Below are 19,251 nucleotides of genomic sequence, written 5' to 3'. Positions count from 1 at the left end.
TGTCATTCTGAATGACAATGCGAAGTTTAAGCTTTTTCAATTAAAATTTCCTTCTTCTTGTTTTTATTCATCCAGAAAATTCCGAAACCACTTAATAAAATAAATAATCCGAAGCAAAGAAGAGAAATCCATTTTCCTGTTTCGATAACTTCCGGTTCGAAAATCATTCTGATATTATGTTTTCCGGCAGGAACGTGTACTGCGCGAAGCAAATAATCTGCTTTGATGTACGGAACTTCTTTTTCATCAATAAACATTTTCCAGCCGTGAGGATAGTAAATTTCAGAGAAAACTGCCAGTTGCGGAGTTTTAGATTCAGATTTGAACTCAAGCTCGTTGGGCTGATATTTTGTTAATTTGATAAATGCCGTAGGATCTGCCTGAACAGGTTTTGTATTAAAATAATTTTTATCAGAAGCTGCAATTACAGCTGTTTTTTTACTATCGATTACTCCGATAGATTTAATTTCTTCGTTTGGAGTATTTACAAATTTTAAATCACTTATAAACCACGCATTTCCGTTTGCTCTTGGATTTGGAATGGCTTGTGGCTGCTCCGGCCCGCCAAGAACCAGATATTTTGTATTTAAAAGGCTTAGAACTTTCGGAACTCTTACAGAATCCATGGTCTGGAAATATTCATTGATCACATCATCGTATCTTCTCAGTTTTACGGCATGATAACCACCGATCGAAGATTTGAAATAGGATGTATTTGTTTCACTGAATGTCCCTAAAACATTGTTGAAAATTCTATAATGAGTTTTGTCTCTTTCAGCGATGGTTTCAAGGGTTTTATTAACATTTACACTTGATAAAATCGATTCTAAATTTGGATTTCCCTGCACTTTATCAGCCAATAAATCCGAACTTTCCGTTTGAAAAGGATTTTCAGCAAAGATCTTATCAACGTAATTTTCATCATTTAAATATCGCTTGTTTACAGACCAAAGATCGAATAAACTTACAGCTCCAATGATAATTAAAGCAATATTCTGACTTAGTTTTTGTTTTAAAGCCATGAATAAAGCTCCCGCAGCAATTGCAACATAGAGGAATGCTTTTAAGGCATCGATTCTAAATAGTTTAAACCTTTCATCCACCAGATAATCCAATAAGAAAGGAGGTAAGTATGTTTTTTCGTTTTCTGTATGGAAGCCTAGTAAAGATTTCCCGAAAACTAAAAGAATTAATAATAAACCTAGCGTTCCGCCACTTACATACAAGAGAATTTTCTGTTTGTATTCCTGTGTTAATTTTTCGTCTGTGAAAAATCTGTATAACCCGATAATCGCAATTAAAGGGAATAATAACTCCACCACAACCAAAATAGAAGACGGCGCACGGAATTTGTTGTAGAACGGAACAAAATCAATGAAAAAGTCTGATAAAGGCATAAAATTACTTCCCCAAGCCAATAAAACAGTTAAAATTGATGCTCCTAAAATCCAGTAACGGTATTTTTTCCATCCAAAAAAGAATCCTAAAAAGGCTAAGAAACAGACAATGGCGCCCTGATAAGCAGGTCCTGAAGTTCCCGGCTGATCACCCCAATAAGTCACTGATCCAAAGCCTTTTGTAACTCTGTCCATTTCAGCTTGAGAAGTTACATTTTCCTGAACTAATTCCTGAATTTTATTCATCATTTCCTTTCCTTCAGGCTCCTGGCTTCCGCCACCCATTAATCTGGGGATGAATAAGTTAAGGGTTTCCAATTTTCCGTAGCTCCACATCAGCATGCTTTCTTTATCCATTCCGGATTCTCCTGAAATATGGCTGTCGTTGGTCAAGATTTGTTTTCCACGAACGGTTTCTTTGATGTACTCGGAATTAGCCATAATTCGTTGAGAATTCATCCCGACTCCGATCACACAAGCAGCAGCAATAATTCCCGAAGAAATTAAGAAATGCTTCATTGGCGTTTTTTTCTGAATTGCTCTGATTAATTCTGATAAGAATAAAAATCCTAATGCAATGAACAGATAATAAGTCATTTGCGGATGGTTTGCCGCTATTTGTAATCCCATGAAAAGGGTTGTGACAATGAATCCCCAAATGTAATTTTTCCGAATATAAACGAGCAAAATCCCGGCTAAAAGCGGTGCGAAATATTCAATGGTATTGACTTTTCCGTTGTGTCCTGCCGCGATAATGATATAAAAATAAGTCGAAAGCCCGAAAAAAGTAGCTCCCAAAAGAGCATATTTCCAGTTTCTGACGGCAACCATTCCCAAAAGGAAAAAGCCTGCAAAAAGCAAGAAAAGATAATTGACAGGCCTTGGAAGAACATTCAGATAGCTGTCGATTTTTTTGATGATATCGCCATCAAAACGGCTTCCCATCTGATAGGTCGGCATTCCTCCAAACATGGAATCACTCCAGTACGTTTCTTTTCCGGTGTCGGCTCTGTAATCGAGAAGTTCTTTTGCGCCTCCTCTGTACTGCACGATATCATGCTGAAAAAGCTGTTTTCCTGTAAAGACAGGAGTGGAATAAAAAAATGCTAAAACTATAAATACAACTAATGAAATTGCAATATAAATTGCGTTTTTGTTTTTCGCCATGTTGGTTATTATCTTTATTTTTTCCTGGGAATTACCTTTTGTCTTTAGTTTCCTTTACCTCTTCATAATCCACGGTTTCTGCATCCCAATGGATTTTTTTGTTATTCTTTTCAGAATTTTGCAGGTCCTGTTGCTTATTATTCTGGTTGTTATTGTTAAATCTGTAACTGTAAAAAGTTTTAAAGAAGATCCTTTTAAGAATATTCCAGACAAAAAACATAATAATAGCGGTAAGTACCAGCTCAAAAATGAACTTCATAATAATAAATTTTATTTAAAATTCGAAGTTTAGGGTTTGAGGTTGTTGCTAGTTTGTTATTAAAAATTATTCGTTCTCAAACTCTCCAACGCTCCAATTCTCAAACTCTTTCTACTTCATTTATTTTCCTGAAGGATTTACCATTACAGCAGTATTTGAAACACTTTTCATAGACTGAGTCTGTTTTCCGTCAGAAATTGATTCAATCTGTGTCGTTACTACTTTAATATTCTGGTTGGTAATCCATCCTGTATTCTGGTCAAATTTTATGGTACCGTTTTGTGCTAATTCGCTGCTCAAGCTGTGAGTAATTGCTCCCTGGTTTTTCTTTTCGGTTTTCTTGGGAATACCTCCTGAGATCCCGATTTCAACAATTCCGTTTCCTGCGCTTTTCAATACGTAGTTTGAAGTCACTTTGATGCTTCCTGTTGGATCTGCATTTTCAGAATTTGTCCATTTATCACCTACTTTTACTCCTTTTTTAGGAATAAGAGTGATGATTTTGCTTAATTGATCTTTTAAAACTTTTTCATTAAAGCTTTCCTTAAGACTTGCAACAACACTTGCTTTTTGATTGGCATCTTTCACAAGAGTTCCCACCGCAGTTGAAACTTTAGCATAAATAGGATCAAAGCCGGTAATAGAAATAATATTTCCTTTGGTATCCATTTTTACATTTAATTTGTTGCCTGTCAATGCTTTATTGATGTTCCAGATCATTTTGAGATCATCTTCTTTTGGAATTGGCAGCTTTGTATCAACGATAACCGTTTTTCCCTGAGCGGTCTGTGAATTTCTTTTTCCGACAAGATTTAATGTTAAATCATACACATTTCCTTTAATATCATTCATGGTAAAAGACATTTCGTCGGTAGATTCACTCGTTCCGTTCATGGTTTGCCCTTTAGGATCGGTCATTGTTTTTGTATCTCTCTGATACGTTGTCAGAGGATATGTTTTTCCTTTTTCAAACTTAAAGGTCTGTTTAAAAATACCCGCAGAATCTTTGATTGCAGGATTTTCTGCTACTTTTGCTACAGAATCGGCAGGAACTTCCACTGTAATCGTTTTCCCTGTTTTCGGGTCTAATTTTGTGATTTTTGTGGTTTCTTTCTTATTACAAGATACTAAAGCTATGGTTGAGATTAGCGCTAATGCTGCTATGTTTTTCATTGTTTAAATTTTAATGTTATCGATTAATTTGTTTTCACTAATTTCTGTCTCATTGCTTCATACAAGATCGCGCCACACGCTACAGAAACATTTAATGATTGTGTTTTTCCTTCAATAGGAAGTTTTATTTTTTCGTCTGAATGATGCAGAACTTCTTTGGAAATCCCTGTTTCTTCATTTCCCATTACGATCGCGCAAGGTTCTGTGAAGCTGACATCATAAATTAATTTTTGAGCTTTTTCTGTTGCTGAAAATACCGAAATTCCGCTTTGCTGAAGGTAATCAACAACGTGCGCTAAATTAGGTTCCTTACAAATTTTAATATTGTAAAGTGCTCCTGCTGAAGTTTTTATAGAATCAGAATTGATAGGTGCACCTCCTTTTTCCGGGATGATAACGGCGTCGATTCCGACACATTCTGCTGTTCTGCAGATTGCTCCGAAGTTTCTAACGTCCGTCAATCTGTCCAAAATCAATAAAAACGGAGTTTTTCCTTCTTCAAATAGCTGAGGAACAATATCTTCCACTCTATGAAAAGGAACGTCCGAAATAAAAGCAACTACACCCTGGTGATTTTTTCTCGTAAAACGGTTCAGCTTCTCAATCGGAACATAGTTGGGACGAATTTTATTCTGAGCTAAAATAGCTTTCAATTCTGCATAAATTTCCCCTTGCAATGCATTTTGTACAAAGATCTTGTCAATTGTTTTTCCTGCTTCAATAGCTTCAATTACGGGACGGAGCCCAAAAATAAAATCGTCTTTTTTATCTGTCATTTTAATATTTTAAATAGTGAATTTGTCAAATATCAATTTTACTTTGTCAATCAATTGGTTGTGCTTTAAAATTCACATTTGACCATTGACTTACGCAGCAAAAATTCATTTTTAACTATCTTCCTTTTTCTCCTAAAATTGCTCTTTTTTGCGACATGGCATAACCGTAATGCAAGCTCTCGTGCATATTATTAAAGATAATGGCATCTTGAATACTTTTCAGATCCATCCCGAAACTTGTGGTGTAGGGTGTGTAATCTGAGAAAAAATCACTGTCATAATCCTTCATTAAAATCTTTGAAGTTTCGGTCAGTAAAAATTCCAGATCTTCAACTTCTGATTTTTGCACGTTCAGATTGGGTAAGGTGCCTTTTTTGTAGGTTTCAATCCAATATTTATCGATTCTGAAAGGGTTTCCGCTTAGATAATAATGTAAAAGCTGCTGTGTAGCAACGGTGTGCGCAATATTCCAGTAAAGATTATTGTTAAAACCATCCGGGATCAGCAAAAGATCTTCATGAGAAGTATTTTGTAAGATATCCAGAAGGTTTTTTCTTACCTGTCTGTGAGCTTGAAAATGATAATTCATTTTGCAAAATTTTTAATCACCAAAAATAGTTTAATAAACTGGAAATGACAATTTTTGAAAGGTACATTAAAGCAAATTTTATATATTTTTATGAAAAAAAATACTAATCTTATTGAGTTTTAAGGTTTATACTATTCGGAATCTTGCATTAATGCTGGAATATTTAACAAACTTTAACTCAAAAATGGCATTAATTGTGTTGATTAATGCAAGTATTTATTAGAAATTTACCAATTATTTTAAATTAAGCTATGTCAGATACGTATCAAGCAGAAGATATTCGTCAATTAACGGAAAAAGTAAAGGAAAAAAACTACTTATTTGCTCTTCTGAGACAGGAAATCAACAAAGTTATTATTGGGCAGGAATACATGATAGACCGTCTTTTAGTAGGCCTTTTGGGGAATGGTCACGTCCTTTTGGAGGGTGTTCCGGGGTTGGCAAAAACTTTAGCGATAAAGACTTTGGCAGAAGCTGTGCACGGTGATTTTTCAAGGATCCAGTTTACCCCAGATTTGCTTCCGGCAGATGTGGTGGGAACGATGATCTTCAATATTAAAGACAATGATTTTTCGATAAAAAAAGGTCCGGTTTTCGCGAATTTCGTATTGGCGGATGAGATCAACCGTGCGCCTGCAAAGGTACAGTCGGCTCTTTTGGAAGTGATGCAGGAAAAGCAGGTTACAATCGGGGATGAAACGATGAAACTTCCAAAACCGTTTTTGGTATTGGCAACGCAAAACCCGATCGATCAGGAAGGAACTTATCTTTTACCGGAAGCTCAGAGCGACCGTTTTATGTTGAAATGTACCATCGATTATCCTGAATTTGAGGATGAAAGAAAAGTAATGAGAATGGTTTCAACTTCACATCAACCGGAAATTAAGCCTGTGATTTCTTTACAGGATATTGTTGAGGCTAAAGAATTGATTAATCAGATTTATTTAGACGAAAAAATCGAAAAATATATTCTGGATATGGTTTTTGCAACCCGTTATCCTGAAAGATACGGACTTGCAGAGCTTAAAAATTATATCAGTTTCGGGGCTTCTCCGAGAGCGTCAATCAACCTGGCGATCGCATCCAGAGCGTATGCATTCTTGAGAGGAAGAGCTTTTGTGATTCCTGAAGATGTAAAAGCGCTGGCGAAAGATGTGTTGAGACACAGAATTGGATTAACTTTCGAGGCGGAAGCAGAAGAGGTTTCATCAGAAGAAATTGTCAACAGAATTTTAGCTAAAATTCAGGCTCCTTAATTTTTAATGGAAGAAATTATAATCAGAAAAGCAGTCCGGAAAGATTGTGCTGCGATGTTGGAGTTAATTAAAGAATTGGCCAACTATGAAAAGGCTTTGCATGAAGTTACCTTAACTTTAGAGCAATTCATGGAAGACGGATTCGGAAAATCTCCGGTTTGGGGAGCTTTTGTAGCGGAATTTAATGGAGAAATCGTCGGAATCTCATTATATTATGACCGATATTCAACCTGGAAAGGAAGAAGATTGTATCTGGAAGATTTGGTGGTGACGGAGAAATTGAGAGGAAAGCAAATCGGAAAGAAATTATTTGAAGCCACATTGGAACACGGAAAATCAAATCAATACAGCGGAATGGTTTTTCAGGTGTTGAATTGGAATGAGCCTGCAATTAATTTTTATAAAAAATACAGCCCGAAATTTGATGATGAATGGTTTAACGTGTCGATTGAGTTTAAATAAAGAAAAGATGGAAGTTCAAATACTCAAAAAACACTCAAACTCTAAAACCCTCAAACACAAAACATGCAGATAAAAGATATTGTAAAAAAAGTCAAACAGATAGAAATCCGTACCCGAAAGAAGACGGAAGCTTCTTTGATGGGACAATATCACAGTGCTTTTAAAGGGCAGGGAATGACTTTTTCAGAGGTTCGCCCGTATCAGTTCGGCGATGTAATCCGTAGAATCGACTGGAATAAAACAGCCCGTTTCCGCGAGCCTTTTGTGAAGGTGATGGAAGAGGAAAGGGAATTGACGATGATGATTTTGGTTGATATTTCCGCTTCAATGGATTACGGAACGAAAACCCAGCTGAAAAGAGAATATGTTGCAGAAATAGCTGCAAGTTTAGGGTTTTCAGCAGCGGGAAATAATGATAAAGTGGGATTGATTTTGTTTGCGGATAAGGTTTATAAAGTAATTCCGCCACAAAAAGGCAGAAAGCATATTTTGTCGATTATCAGTACGATTTTAACGGCAGATTACGTCCCGGCAGAATCCAAAATTGATAAGGCGATGGAGTATATGATGGGGATTTTTAAAAGAAAATCACTGGTTTTCCTTTTTTCGGATTTTGAGGATGAATATGATTCTAAAATGTTGAGGGTGGCCTCCAAAAAGCATCAGCTGTTAGGAATGAGGATTTTTGATGACAAAGACAATGAAATTCCCGATGTAGGATACACACTTTTATATGATTCCGAAACAGGAAAACAGGTTTGGGCAAATACTTCCAGCGCAAGATGGAGATATACTTTTGCCGAAGCTCAGAAACAAAAGTTGAGAGCCCTTGAAGAAGATTTTGCCAACAGTTCCGCCAGTTTTATGAATATCAGCACTGGCGAAGATTATTCGAGATTATTGTATAATTATTTTCAAAAGAAATAATCAATAGGAGCGGACTTTAGTCCGCTTAGAATTAGAAATAAAACATAGGCTTTAGCCAAAATTTATTATTTAAAATTGAAAAAAATACTATTTATAATATGTTCCTTGGTCTGTGCAAATGCTTTTTCACAGATACTTTCTTCAAATATTGAGAAGAAAACCCTTGCATTGGGCGAGGTGGATCAGCTGGTTATAAAAATTGATAATTTAAGTAATCAAAAAGTTTCTGCAGCAGCAAAAAATGAGCTGTTGCCTTTTCATTTTGAAGAAATAAAAGACAGCATCGGGCAAAATCAAAATCTTTATGAAAGAAGAATTGAGTTTGCTGTTTTTGAAGAAGGAAAATTTACTATTCCCGAGCTGGAATTTAAAGTCGGGGATAAAATTTTAAAAACCATTCCTTACGAAATTGAAGTCATCAATACTGCTCAAAAAGGCGATCAGATCAATGACATCATGAATAATAAAGAGGTAAAGCTTGAAGTAAAAGATTACTGGGAACTTTACAAATTCTACATTTTGGCTGCATTGGCGGTTATAGCGTTGATTGTTGCCATCATTATGTTCGTGAAATGGGGAAGAAAATCAAAAGATTCACCAGTTGTGGCGACCAATCAGACTTTAAAGGAATTGGATTCACTTAAAAAGAAAAAATACATAGAAAGTGGTGATTATCGCGCTTTTTATGTTGAATTAATTGATATTTCAAGAAAATTTATCACAAAACAATACGGTTTGCCGGCAGATGTTCTTTTAACGGATGATTTGATTGATTTAATGAAGAAAAATAACACCATTTCTCAGGAAAATGAAAAAGTGGTAGAAAATGTATTTCTGAGAGGGGATTTGGTGAAATTTGCCAAAACTTTCCCTGATAATGTGACGATGGAAAAGGATTTTGCAGATATCAAAGATTTCGTGAAGAGGTCTTCAAAAGATATAGAATTTGAAAACTTGAGAAAGGATGCTTAATTTTGAGTTTTACAGTCCATGGTTTTTATTGCTTTTTCTTTTGTTTATTCCTCTTTTAATCAGGGATATAAGCAAGCAAAAAAGGAAAGGAATAAAAGTTCCTACGGTTAAAAATATGGATGGCAGCAACGGAATTCTGCCTGTGCTTTTCTTATTAAGAATATCAAAGTACATCATACTTTCTGCGTTGATCGTTGCGATGGCGAGACCACGAACTTTCACTGTTTCTCAGGACAGGGACGATACGAAAGGGATTGATATTATGCTTTCCGTGGATGTTTCTTTGAGTATGCTCGCGAAAGATCTGACGCCGGACCGTTTGACCGCCCTAAAAGATATTGCCATAAAATTTGTCGAAAAAAGACCAAACGACAGGTTGGGTTTGGTGACTTATTCAGGGGAAGCTTTTACGAAAGTTCCTGTAACTTCTGATCATCAGGTTGTTATCGATGAATTGAAAAATTTGAATCCTCTCGAGCTTGAGCCAGGAACTGCAATCGGAGAAGGGCTTTCCGTTGCTGTCAATCACCTGAAGAACAGCAAAGCAAAGAGCAAAATCATCATTTTAATGACTGACGGTGTGAATACGATTGAAAATGCAATGCCGCCACAAATTGCTGCAGAACTGGCGAAAAACAACAATATTAAAGTGTATTCAATAGGAATCGGAACAAACGGTTATGCTTTGATGCCGACTCAGACAGATATTTTTGGGGATTTGGTTTTTACAGAAGCGGAAGTGAAGATTGATGAACCGGTGTTAAAAGATATTGCTCAAATGACGGGCGGAAGATATTTCAGGGCAACGTCGAACAGCAGTTTGGAGGAAGTTTATGATGAAATTAATCAATTAGAGAAATCTGATGTAAAAGTTTCAAAGCTTTACAATTATGAAGAATATTTTAAAATCTTTCTTTGGATTGCGCTAGGAATGTTGTTTTTAGATGCGCTGTTGAGATGGGTTGTTTATAAAATTTTAAGTTAATGGATTGGTATTTAGGGAATTATTGGTATTTATTATTGCTGTTGCTTTTGCCGCTGTTCGCTTTCTTTTTGATCCGTTATTTAAAATGGAAAAATAAGAAAAGAGAAATTTTTGCAGAAAGTAAATTTCATGAAGAATTATTTGAAAAAAAATCAGCGTTCACGAAATTTTTTCCGGTTTTATATCTTTTAGCAACGTTATTTTTAATTTTTTCGATCATTGATTTATTGAGTGGTTCTGAAGAAGTCGAAACTCAACAAAAATTAAATAATGTGATTTTTATGCTTGATGTTTCCAACTCGATGAATGCGGAAGATGTTAATCCCAGCCGTTTGACGGAAGCAAAAAATCTGATGATCAACACCATGCAGAAAATGCGGAACGACAAGATCGGGATCGTGATTTTTGCAGGCCAGGCCGCTTCTATTATGCCTTTAACGACAGATTATAATTCTGCCGAAACCTATATTAATGCCATTGAGACAAACTCGATGCAGATTCAGGGGACGGATTTTTTAAAAGCAATGGAAATTGCGGTTCAAAAATTTAAAAATGTTAATAAAGGTTCTCGAAAAGTCGTTTTGCTAAGCGATGGTGAAGATAATGAGGGAAATGATGATGAAGCGATAAGACTGGCCAATAAAGAAGGAATAATGATAACTTCTGTCGGGATAGGTTCTGAAGAAGGTGCTCCCGTTCCGGAATATGTTTTTGGACAGTTGATGGGCTATAAATCTGACAGAAACGGGCAAACCGTAATCTCCAAAAGACAAACCGAAGCTCTTTCTAAAATGGCTCAGGCGACAGGCGGAACATACATCGACGGAAATAATATCAATGAAGCTCCCGACAGAATTCTGGATGCTTTAAATAAAAAAATGTCTTCAATGGTAACGACGGTTAAATCCCAAAATGCCAATCATTATTATCAATACTTTTTGGCTGTTTCAATATTTTTCTTCGCGATCATTTATATTTTTAATCCAAAAAGAGATTTTAATGTTTAATATAATTTTATCGTAAAAATTTCAAATCCATACTTTAACCCAACTTTAACAAATAAGACTCTGTTTCTTAACATATAAAGGAATAATTTTGCAGTAGATGAATACTAAAATCATATTTTTATCGTTAATAATTGCTTTTTCATTCTCAGGCTTTTTGTTTGGGCAGGAAAATTACAGGACTTTAGTCTACGACGGCAATCAAAAATTTAACGGAAAAGACTATGATGGAGCGTCTTCAAAGTATATGGAGGCTATAAAATCTAATGCAAAAGATTTTACGGCGCATTATAATTTGGGAAACGCTTTGTATAAGAATAAAAAATATGAAGAAGCCAGGGCTGAATTTGAGAAAGCCCAGCAGCTTTCCCAGTCGTTACCGGATAAAGCGGCTGCTCTTCATAATTTGGGAAATACTTATATGCAAATGAATCAGCCTGAAAAAGCGGCAGATTATTATAAGCAATCCTTAAAGCAAAATCCCCGCAGTGAAGCGACAAGAAAGAATTACGAAATTGCCAAGCTGAAGGAAAAAGAAAACCAGCAAAAGAAAAACCAACAGAATAACTCAGGTAAAGGAGGCGGTGGTAAAGACCAACAACAAAATGATGATCAAAAAGGAAATCCTAAAGATCAGAAACAAGATCAGGGAAAAGGGCAACAGAATCAAGGGGAAAGCCCACAAGGAAATAACCCTGATCCAAAGAAAAATAATGAAGGCAAAATACCGAAAGATCTTGAAAACGCAATATTAAATAAAGTAAGCGATAAAGAAAAAGAAACCGCCAGAAGAATTTTAAACAAAAATTCTTATTCGATGCCCGAAAGCAACGAGAAAGATTGGTGATGCAGAATAGACTGATCTACATATTATTCATTTTCACGTCCGTAATTTCTTACGGACAGATCAACTTTTCAGTAACGCCGGATAAAACCGATTACAACGGTAAAGAAGTGATCAACCTTACGATCGTTCTGGAAATGAACGGGAGCGAATATAATCAGCAAACGCCTTTACGCCTTCCGGATCTGTCTAAATTTAATATAATAGGCAGTGGCTCTGTCAATAACGGATTCATGGATCCTGAAACCAATACGGTCGTTACACAAACAGTAACAAGATTAGCTTTAGAACCCAAGCAAAAAGGAAAAGTAAAAATAGGATCTGTACTTGTTACCATTAATAACAGAATCTACAAAACAGAACCGTTCGACGTTTTTATAAAAGATATTGAGAAAAAAGCGGTTGCGAGCAATGTATCCAAAGATGTTTATCTGAACATGGAAATTGAGGACAAAGATGTCTATCAGGATCAGGCGACTTTTGCTGTTTTAAAGGTCTATTCTAAAAACATGGATAACCTTAGAAAGGTAAAAAATATTAACCTTCCCGAGCAGGAGAACATCGATGTGCATCCCGTGAGCTTTGTGAAATCAGAGATCGATCCTTCAGGGTACGGAAATATGGCGTCACAGATTTTGGCCGTATTCATGGTATTTCCGAATGAGGCAGGTTATGTTGAAGTTCCGGGTGTCTCGGCTTCTGTGAATACTTTCAGCAAAAATAATCATATTGTTTCCAATAAGGTAAAGCTTAATGTTAAAAAGCTTCCGGAAGGCTCTCCTGAATGCTTTAAAAATGCGGTCGGAAATTTTAATGTAAGTATTTTAAATGCTTCAAAAGAGAAAGTTGAGGTTAAAAAACCAATTAATGTTGTGGTAAGGGTAACGGGCGAAGGAAACATCTCAGACATGGAGTTGCCGAAAATTGCAGCTTCTCCCGATTACGAAATTTTTGCTCCGAAAATCACCTCGAATGTTGCCGCAGGAACAACCGGAATGAAAGGAGAGATTTTGGCAAATTATGTAATTATTCCAAAAAAAGCTGGAGAGATCGCTATAAAAACAGACCAGTTTGCCTTTTTTAATCCGGCTAATAAAGAATATGTGGATCTGGGACAGCAGACGTTGGCTCTAAATGCTTTTTCCCACGATCAGATTTTGGAATCCCGTACGACGGTTGAAAAAGTAAATGAATACACGAATAATTTACTAGAAACGGTAAATACTCCGGTTTTAAAAACAACTTCATTTAAAGTAAAAGAAAAAAGTAAGTTCCACTGGAATATACTTTTAACCAATATTGCTATTTTAATAGGATTATTTATAGTTTATCTTTTATTCAAGACTTGGCAAAAAAAACGTACTTTAATTAGAGAAACCGTACCATCAAAACCTTTGGGTTCTGTTGCGGAAACTGAAAAAGAAATACGAGAAAGATTAAAAACCGATGTTTCTGATTATTTCGGTTATTTGGAAAATCTTAAAGATAATGGAGATTATCAGAAATTTTTTCAAACTGTTGACGAGTTGGATTCTGAGGTGAGAAATCAATATTTCCAAAGCTCTGCGGAAGATTTCAGAAACTTTTTAGAGAGTTATAAAGGTGCTGCAATTGCCGAGGAATACAGAAATCTTTCACAAAAGATCCAAATTGAAAAGTATGCTCCCGTAAAATCTGCCGACGGGATAGATGAACTTTTAAAGGCTATTGTTAATTTGTATTCTCAAATTAGCAAATAATCAATAATTTTTCATATTTTTGCGAAATTTTTAATTACAAAACGATGGAAATTTTTGATCATTTTTCTTTTAAGGAAATTATAACCTGCTTTATGGTTCTTTTTGCGGTGATTGATATTATCGGCTCAGTTCCTGTTGTGGTAAGTTTACAGCAGAAATTCGGAAAGATTGAAGCAGAAAGGGCATCACTTACGGCCGGAGCAATTATGCTTGTTTTCCTTTTTGTGGGTGATAAAATTCTAAAATTTATCGGAGTAGATGTAAATTCTTTCGCAATTGCAGGTGCATTTGTGATTTTTATCATTGCCTTGGAAATGATTTTAGGGATTGAAATTAATAAAACCTCAGAGGCAAAGTCTGCATCCATTGTTCCCATTGCTTTTCCGCTGGTTGCAGGGGCCGGAACGCTGACAACGACTTTATCTCTTAAAGCTGAATTTCATGATATTAATATTATTTTTGGAATTATTCTCAATACAATTTTCGTATATTTGGTGCTGAAATCATCAACATGGTTAGAAAAGAAAATGGGAGAGGCTACATTGGCTATCCTACAGAAGGTTTTCGGAATTATCCTGTTGGCGATCTCAATTAAATTATTCACCGCAAACTTTGCACAATTGGTGCAGACTTATATTAATTTTTAAGAATTATGCAGAAGTTTTATAAAGTATTTTTAATACTGTTTATCGTTTTTATTGCCATCAATCTTTACGCTATCGACTGGCAGACAGATGTTTTATCTGAAGATAATCTGAAATTTGTATTCTCGATCGCTTCTGCGGTTATCGGTCTGATTATCGTGTTTGTAATGAATACTTGGAGTAAAATCGGACTTAAGAAATAAGAAATATTTTTTTGATATACATTATAAACCCTTTCAATTTGGAAGGGTTATTTTTTTGAAATATGAGATGCTTCGACAAGCTCAGCATGACACCGCTAAAACATGCTGTCTGAATTGAGTAGTTGGTATTAGAAATGTCATGCTGAGCTTGTCGAAGCATCTCTAAACGTAAAGTTAATTAAGCAATAACCAAATTCTTTAAAACCGCTTCAGACTTCAATTCGGTTTCACGCCACTCTTTTTCGGGATTGCTTTGTGCTGTGATGCCACCGCCGACAAATAAATGAACCGAATCTTTATACAATCTCGCGCATCTAAGATTTACAAAATATTGCACAAAATTCTCAGTTTCCACCTTACTATATCCGGCATACAATTCACGGGGGAATTTTTCAAATTCTTCAATTTTTTCTTTACAAAATTCTTTGGGAATTCCGCAAACAGCCGGAGTAGGATGAAGTTCTTTAATAATTTTATCTAAATCCTGAGGATTTATTTTCGCTTTAAAATCTGTACGCAAATGCTTAATATTCCCTGAAATATGGTCGTATGTTTCAGACTTTTCAATAGCATCTGAATAATTTTCTAGAATATTCTGAATGTAGGTAGAAACGGGTTTTTGTTCTTCAATCTCTTTCTCAGACCATTCTTCTAAGACTGGAAGAGTGCCCGCAAGGCTCATCGTTTCAAATTCATGAGTCGTTGTATTGAATTTTCCTAAAACCTCCGAGAAAGCACCCATCCACGAGTTTTCTCCATCAATAAAGATATACCGGAAAGCATTTGGATAAGTATTACAGAGATTTTTAAAGCTTTCTGTTAAATCAATGGTGTTGAAATCTGTGAAAATTTTTCTACGAGAATAGACTAATTTAGGAAGATTATTCTTTTTAATCACTTCAATGACCTGATCTAAATTTTTTAAATACTCTTCTTTAGTTTCCGCAATAAAATGATTGTTATCTTCTGGTAAAGAATCGCTTGTAATAAGCTGTTGTTCAAAGTTTTTGGGATTTATTTCAATAATATTTCCTTTGAAATTTATTTGCTTTAAACCATCAAATGAATAAAAATTCACAGAATTGATATTTGGATTTTCATCCGTTGAATACAGCTTTTCGTCAAAAGGAAATTTGAAATAGATCATAGGTAAGCATTTTAAGAAATATCATTTTGAGATCGTATAGGCTATCCCAAGATTGATTTTTCTTTCTGCAAAGGTATTATTAGTCTTAAAGATGTCAAAATCAAATGAGCTGTTTTTTAAGGATACATTTTTCATTTCGTACTGCTGATAGTCGACAGACACTAGAAACCTTTTGAAAATGCGATATTGAAGACCAAAAGAAAATCCTAAATTGTTTTGAGTGGTTTTGAAATCATCGAGTTTATCCAGAACATTATTTTTGGGAACCAGGAATTGCATTTTATAAATATTTCTGTTAACCAAAACGCCTACATATGGACGAATATTTTTCCATTCATAGAATAATTTTAACTGAATGGCGTATTCAAAATGTTTATTATTAAACTTTTGGAACAGTAATGGTTGATGATCTTCAGTGAAGTAAAAGCCGTCGAGATAAGTTTCTTCCTTATTGGCATCCAAGTCGAAACTAGAGTTCCAATAATAAATATCAGCAGAAAACATGAATGTTAGAGGAACGGCGGTAAGTCTTTTTGAAGTCCAAATCCCGATATTTTCCCCAAATTGTTGCTTATTATTTGAAATCTCTTTACCCCAGCTGCTGTTTTTTAAGCCAATTCCGGCTTCGATTCCGTATTCGAAAGTTCTTATTTTTTTTCTTATAGCTTTATTGATTGCTGTTTGCTTTTCAATTTCTTTTTTATAAACATTTCGTATGAATTTTGGTTGCTCAACTTTTAATTCTGAAAATAATAAACCATTTTGTTTTAATCTTATAGGTTTTGTTACATAAACCGTGTCGTAAACGATAACTTTTTCGTAAACGTAAACCGTGTCGATCTTTTTTTTCTTTTGTGCTAGTAAAAAATTAGCAATAATTATGAATAAAAGGAAAATTATCTTTTTTAAAAGCATGGTTAATAATTTATCTTTCTACAAATATTGTATCTCTTTGAATAATTTTTTTAACAATAATTACTTTTTGATTGGCTTCTTCTTTTGCTGAGTCTTTAAGAATAATTTTTTTTGATTGATTATTTTCTTTCAGAACTTCTTTTTTATCTTCTTGAACTAAATTATTTTCAGAAATACTTTTTTTTGAATTGGTAGAATTTACATTTTCACTGATGGAAATATTTTCAAATTTAGTTTCGTTATTTTTTGTTGGAGTTTCTAATAATGGCGGATTTTCTTTTTTATTAATTATATCAGAATTAATTTTTGCATGATCATTATTCATCATAAAAAATAAAGTTTTTGGATTGAATGCAAAAATCGAAATTGCTATGATGATGAGAACTACAGAACCAATAATTATTTTCTTTTTTAAGTTTTGGTTTGTATAATTTGAAAATACTGATTGATTAATTGTAATGTTCTCAGGAATTTCAAGTTTTCTTAAAGGAGAAATGCTGAAGTCTGAAAATTTGCTGTTAAAAGTCTGTGCCCAAAGCAAGCCTCCCAATCCGAAAATAACAAATAATTGTGCCAGCTTCTTTTTATTTTTCGGCGTATCCTGATTAATGAAATTATCAATTAAAAAGTTCTGAACAGATTTTTTTGCCCTCATCAAATGAGATTTCGAGGTATTGACAGTGATTCCCAACATCCCGGAAATTTCGGCGTGAGAATGATTTTCAATAAAAAATAAATTGAAAACAGATTTGTGATGTTCCGGCAGACTGTCTATCGAAGACAGAAGCTGATCTCTTGTAAAATCATATATAAAAATATGTTTTTCGTCTAAAGAAGGGTGATTCATCTCGGAAAGGGTATCTGGAATTTCTGATGTTTCGGTATTTAAAAAAACTTCTTTACTGTGTTTTCGCAAATACATTAAGGCGTTATTTACAACAATTTTTTTAAGCCAGGCGAATAAAGCCTTTTCATCATTCAGCTGATGATTTTTTTGTATGGCTACAATAAAACTGTCTTGTACGATATCTTCAGCGGTGTGAATATCCTGTATATATCTGCGGCAAATCCCCAAGAGCCTTGGGGATAAACCTGAATAAATTTCGTTCCAATCCGGTTTTATTGTAGACATGACTTTAGTTTGCTTCGACATAAACTGCATTAAAAGTTCCGGTATAATTTTGAGAACTGTTTTGTGTGCTTGTTATAGCTTGTGTTTCTACCCCGTTAATAAATACTTTTCCTGTATATACAGCATTGTCTGTCTCATATTTAATTATGTATGTATTGTTATTTAAAGCAAATAAATCCTGAATAAAATGCAGAGAAGAGAAGCTTGCTACAACAGTAGCCGTATTTTTATAATAATTGTATCCGTAATTAGAATATATGGTATACAGATCGCCGGTTTCTTTATCGGCAGTTATTTTTCCGTAAAAAGGAACTGCAAGATTGTAATTTCCGATCAGGGATTCTACATTTGTGAAAACGTTTTTAGTATAATATTTATTATTTTTCTGAAATAAAATGTAGAGTCCGTTATTATTTTTTGCAAAATTGTATACATTGCTCGACTGATCCAGAGAATTAAATGTTGTATTTTTAAAATAACCTCTGTCTATATTTTGATTATTATCAGCAATTCTGGCAGATACATAAACATCTGTACCTGATGTTGAATTATTTACAGCAATACCTTCAGATACAGGTACATACTGGCTTTTGTAAAGAATCGTTTTAGTGCCGTTTTTCCAGTAGCAAAGTTCATATTGGTCCATCGGAGTTGCCGGTGAAGGATTTTCTACATAACCTGAAAAATAAATATCTCCGTTGTTTACAGTAAATCCTGTAATATCGCTCAGTCCGGTATTGGGAAGACTCAAGTATTGTTTAATTTCATTTTTTACTCCATTTTTCCAAAAATAATGGATTGGTTTGAATGATGTAGGAGTAGATCCGTTACTGCCCGTTACATATACATTATTGTTCTGAGCCATGATTTCCAGAGGAGTTATATTATCTCCACCTGTAAGGTCGGTTTTTACGTTGTTTTTCCAATAACAGGCTTTGTTGTTTTCTTTGCCTGCGATATATACATCGTAAGATTGTGCAACAGTTTTTGCAACATCTTCATCCATTAAATTATCGTTGCTTGTACAAGAATTAAAGAAAGATAAAGTAAGTGCAAGAAAAGGTAAAAATAGCTTTTTCATAAAAATTGTTTTAAAGATTTCTATATATAAGATGCAGGAATGTAAAAAGGTTGCAGTCATGATACAAAAAAAGCTCAAAAAAATTGAGCTTTATATTTTAATAATAAATTTACATTATTTATTGATAATATTATTTGTCATTGTGGTATGATTGATGAGCTGTCCTTTTTCATCACGAATTTCTATCTCGGAAACGTGCATTGTTTTCCCTTTTCTGATAAATCTTGCGACTGCGGTTACAATTCCGTCTTTTTTACTTCTCAAATGGTTTGAATTGATATTCGTACCGACCCCGTAAAATTTTGTTCCGTCGATAAAAAGATTAGACAGGCTGGAGCCCATTGTTTCTGCCAAAACGCAGCTTGCACCACCGTGAAGAATCCCGAAAGGCTGATGAACCTTAGGACCGACAGGCATGGTTGCCGTTAATGTTTCATTTTCCTGATCTATATCGATGAATTTTATTTCTAATGTTTTTGCCAAGGTAACTTCTCCGCCCCAGCTGTTTAAAAATGCTAAAATCTCTTCTTTAGTTCCTTTCATTTTTTATAAATGATAAATGATAAATGTACCTGATAA

Annotated in this window: 20 protein-coding genes; 10 read left to right on the top strand and 10 right to left on the bottom strand. The window is 34.6% G+C overall.

Annotated elements, in window-relative coordinates; genetic code table 11:
• Positions 1–26: 26 nt before the first annotated feature.
• From BLT04_RS10660 to BLT04_RS10640, 5 genes are all read right to left on the bottom strand, one after another.
• Complete coding sequence (locus BLT04_RS10660) at positions 27–2,564, bottom strand: YfhO family protein (protein ID WP_089755799.1); 2,538 nt, start codon at positions 2,562–2,564, stop codon at positions 27–29.
• Between the two features lie 31 nt (positions 2,565–2,595).
• A complete protein-coding gene (locus tag BLT04_RS10655) occupies positions 2,596–2,823 on the bottom strand; it encodes a hypothetical protein (protein WP_170828466.1) in 228 nt (75 codons plus the stop codon).
• A 120-nt stretch (positions 2,824–2,943) separates the two neighbouring features.
• Positions 2,944–3,996 (bottom strand): DUF6263 family protein, encoded by a 1,053-nt coding sequence (locus BLT04_RS10650; RefSeq protein WP_089755797.1) that lies wholly within the window; start codon positions 3,994–3,996, stop codon positions 2,944–2,946.
• Between the two features lie 23 nt (positions 3,997–4,019).
• Positions 4,020–4,772 (bottom strand): 23S rRNA (guanosine(2251)-2'-O)-methyltransferase RlmB, encoded by a 753-nt coding sequence (gene rlmB, locus BLT04_RS10645; protein ID WP_089755796.1) that lies wholly within the window; start codon positions 4,770–4,772, stop codon positions 4,020–4,022.
• A 115-nt stretch (positions 4,773–4,887) separates the two neighbouring features.
• Complete coding sequence (locus BLT04_RS10640) at positions 4,888–5,361, bottom strand: DinB family protein (RefSeq protein ID WP_089755795.1); 474 nt, start codon at positions 5,359–5,361, stop codon at positions 4,888–4,890.
• Positions 5,362–5,612: 251 nt separating this feature from the next.
• On the opposite strand from BLT04_RS10640, the gene BLT04_RS10635 reads away from it, so the two are divergent.
• The 10 genes from BLT04_RS10635 (at position 5,613) to BLT04_RS10590 (ending at position 14,397) form a co-directional block, all read left to right on the top strand.
• Positions 5,613–6,617 (top strand): AAA family ATPase, encoded by a 1,005-nt coding sequence (locus tag BLT04_RS10635; RefSeq protein ID WP_089755794.1) that lies wholly within the window; start codon positions 5,613–5,615, stop codon positions 6,615–6,617.
• Positions 6,618–6,623: 6 nt separating this feature from the next.
• On the top strand, positions 6,624–7,079 hold the full coding sequence (locus BLT04_RS10630) for a GNAT family N-acetyltransferase (protein WP_089755793.1): 456 nt from the start codon (positions 6,624–6,626) through the stop codon (positions 7,077–7,079).
• A gap of 63 nt (positions 7,080–7,142) precedes the next feature.
• On the top strand, positions 7,143–8,006 hold the full coding sequence (locus tag BLT04_RS10625) for a DUF58 domain-containing protein (RefSeq protein ID WP_089755792.1): 864 nt from the start codon (positions 7,143–7,145) through the stop codon (positions 8,004–8,006).
• A 75-nt stretch (positions 8,007–8,081) separates the two neighbouring features.
• Positions 8,082–8,978 carry a BatD family protein gene (locus BLT04_RS10620; RefSeq protein WP_089755791.1) on the top strand — a complete coding sequence of 299 codons (897 nt, stop codon included), beginning with the start codon at positions 8,082–8,084 and terminating at the stop codon, positions 8,976–8,978.
• Positions 8,971–9,963: a VWA domain-containing protein gene (locus BLT04_RS10615; protein ID WP_089755790.1), complete on the top strand. Its 993-nt coding sequence runs from the start codon at positions 8,971–8,973 to the stop codon at positions 9,961–9,963. Before BLT04_RS10620 ends, BLT04_RS10615 begins: the two co-directional genes overlap by 8 nt.
• Positions 9,963–10,970, top strand: coding sequence for a vWA domain-containing protein (locus BLT04_RS10610; RefSeq protein ID WP_089755789.1), 1,008 nt, complete (start codon positions 9,963–9,965; stop codon positions 10,968–10,970). Before BLT04_RS10615 ends, BLT04_RS10610 begins: the two co-directional genes overlap by 1 nt.
• A gap of 97 nt (positions 10,971–11,067) precedes the next feature.
• On the top strand, positions 11,068–11,814 hold the full coding sequence (locus BLT04_RS10605) for a tetratricopeptide repeat protein (protein ID WP_089755788.1): 747 nt from the start codon (positions 11,068–11,070) through the stop codon (positions 11,812–11,814).
• Positions 11,814–13,550, top strand: a complete 1,737-nt coding sequence (locus BLT04_RS10600; RefSeq protein WP_089755787.1) for a BatD family protein — start codon at positions 11,814–11,816, stop codon at positions 13,548–13,550. The genes BLT04_RS10605 and BLT04_RS10600 overlap by 1 nt, the downstream gene beginning before the upstream one ends.
• Before the next feature lie 44 nt (positions 13,551–13,594).
• Positions 13,595–14,197 carry a MarC family protein gene (locus BLT04_RS10595; RefSeq protein WP_089755786.1) on the top strand — a complete coding sequence of 201 codons (603 nt, stop codon included), beginning with the start codon at positions 13,595–13,597 and terminating at the stop codon, positions 14,195–14,197.
• Between the two features lie 5 nt (positions 14,198–14,202).
• A complete protein-coding gene (locus BLT04_RS10590) occupies positions 14,203–14,397 on the top strand; it encodes a hypothetical protein (protein WP_089755785.1) in 195 nt (64 codons plus the stop codon).
• A 178-nt stretch (positions 14,398–14,575) separates the two neighbouring features.
• Here BLT04_RS10590 and BLT04_RS10585 read toward each other — a convergent pair whose 3' ends face one another.
• The 5 genes from BLT04_RS10585 to BLT04_RS10565 form a co-directional block, all read right to left on the bottom strand.
• Entirely contained in the window at positions 14,576–15,544 is a 969-nt protein-coding gene (locus BLT04_RS10585) for a chorismate-binding protein (protein ID WP_089755784.1), read from the bottom strand.
• A 21-nt stretch (positions 15,545–15,565) separates the two neighbouring features.
• Complete coding sequence (locus tag BLT04_RS10580; RefSeq protein ID WP_089755783.1) at positions 15,566–16,459, bottom strand: hypothetical protein; 894 nt, start codon at positions 16,457–16,459, stop codon at positions 15,566–15,568.
• A 10-nt stretch (positions 16,460–16,469) separates the two neighbouring features.
• Positions 16,470–17,591, bottom strand: coding sequence for an RNA polymerase sigma factor (locus BLT04_RS10575; protein WP_170828465.1), 1,122 nt, complete (start codon positions 17,589–17,591; stop codon positions 16,470–16,472).
• A gap of 4 nt (positions 17,592–17,595) precedes the next feature.
• Positions 17,596–18,672, bottom strand: a complete 1,077-nt coding sequence (locus BLT04_RS10570) for a hypothetical protein (RefSeq protein ID WP_139166238.1) — start codon at positions 18,670–18,672, stop codon at positions 17,596–17,598.
• Between the two features lie 114 nt (positions 18,673–18,786).
• Positions 18,787–19,215 (bottom strand): PaaI family thioesterase, encoded by a 429-nt coding sequence (locus tag BLT04_RS10565; RefSeq protein ID WP_089755780.1) that lies wholly within the window; start codon positions 19,213–19,215, stop codon positions 18,787–18,789.
• Positions 19,216–19,251 lie beyond the last annotated feature (36 nt).

Source organism: Chryseobacterium soldanellicola (assembly GCF_900100115.1).
Taxonomy (GTDB): Bacteria; Bacteroidota; Bacteroidia; order Flavobacteriales; family Weeksellaceae; genus Chryseobacterium; species Chryseobacterium soldanellicola.
This window is presented reverse-complemented; position numbering and strand designations above follow the sequence as displayed.

Excerpts from the sequence above, each read along its gene's own strand:
- BLT04_RS10660 (WP_089755799.1), bottom strand. The coding sequence starts at position 2,564 with ATGGCGAAAAACAAAAACGCAATTTATATTGCAATTTCATTAGTTGTA.
- BLT04_RS10655 (WP_170828466.1), bottom strand. The coding sequence starts at position 2,823 with ATGAAGTTCATTTTTGAGCTGGTACTTACCGCTATTATTATGTTTTTT.
- BLT04_RS10650 (WP_089755797.1), bottom strand. The coding sequence starts at position 3,996 with ATGAAAAACATAGCAGCATTAGCGCTAATCTCAACCATAGCTTTAGTA.
- rlmB (WP_089755796.1), bottom strand. The coding sequence starts at position 4,772 with ATGACAGATAAAAAAGACGATTTTATTTTTGGGCTCCGTCCCGTAATT.
- BLT04_RS10640 (WP_089755795.1), bottom strand. The coding sequence starts at position 5,361 with ATGAATTATCATTTTCAAGCTCACAGACAGGTAAGAAAAAACCTTCTG.
- BLT04_RS10635 (WP_089755794.1), top strand. The coding sequence starts at position 5,613 with ATGTCAGATACGTATCAAGCAGAAGATATTCGTCAATTAACGGAAAAA.
- BLT04_RS10630 (WP_089755793.1), top strand. The coding sequence starts at position 6,624 with ATGGAAGAAATTATAATCAGAAAAGCAGTCCGGAAAGATTGTGCTGCG.
- BLT04_RS10625 (WP_089755792.1), top strand. The coding sequence starts at position 7,143 with ATGCAGATAAAAGATATTGTAAAAAAAGTCAAACAGATAGAAATCCGT.
- BLT04_RS10615 (WP_089755790.1), top strand. The coding sequence starts at position 8,971 with ATGCTTAATTTTGAGTTTTACAGTCCATGGTTTTTATTGCTTTTTCTT.
- BLT04_RS10610 (WP_089755789.1), top strand. The coding sequence starts at position 9,963 with ATGGATTGGTATTTAGGGAATTATTGGTATTTATTATTGCTGTTGCTT.
- BLT04_RS10605 (WP_089755788.1), top strand. The coding sequence starts at position 11,068 with ATGAATACTAAAATCATATTTTTATCGTTAATAATTGCTTTTTCATTC.
- BLT04_RS10600 (WP_089755787.1), top strand. The coding sequence starts at position 11,814 with ATGCAGAATAGACTGATCTACATATTATTCATTTTCACGTCCGTAATT.
- BLT04_RS10595 (WP_089755786.1), top strand. The coding sequence starts at position 13,595 with ATGGAAATTTTTGATCATTTTTCTTTTAAGGAAATTATAACCTGCTTT.
- BLT04_RS10590 (WP_089755785.1), top strand. The coding sequence starts at position 14,203 with ATGCAGAAGTTTTATAAAGTATTTTTAATACTGTTTATCGTTTTTATT.
- BLT04_RS10585 (WP_089755784.1), bottom strand. The coding sequence starts at position 15,544 with ATGATCTATTTCAAATTTCCTTTTGACGAAAAGCTGTATTCAACGGAT.
- BLT04_RS10580 (WP_089755783.1), bottom strand. The coding sequence starts at position 16,459 with ATGCTTTTAAAAAAGATAATTTTCCTTTTATTCATAATTATTGCTAAT.
- BLT04_RS10575 (WP_170828465.1), bottom strand. The coding sequence starts at position 17,591 with ATGTCTACAATAAAACCGGATTGGAACGAAATTTATTCAGGTTTATCC.
- BLT04_RS10570 (WP_139166238.1), bottom strand. The coding sequence starts at position 18,672 with ATGAAAAAGCTATTTTTACCTTTTCTTGCACTTACTTTATCTTTCTTT.
- BLT04_RS10565 (WP_089755780.1), bottom strand. The coding sequence starts at position 19,215 with ATGAAAGGAACTAAAGAAGAGATTTTAGCATTTTTAAACAGCTGGGGC.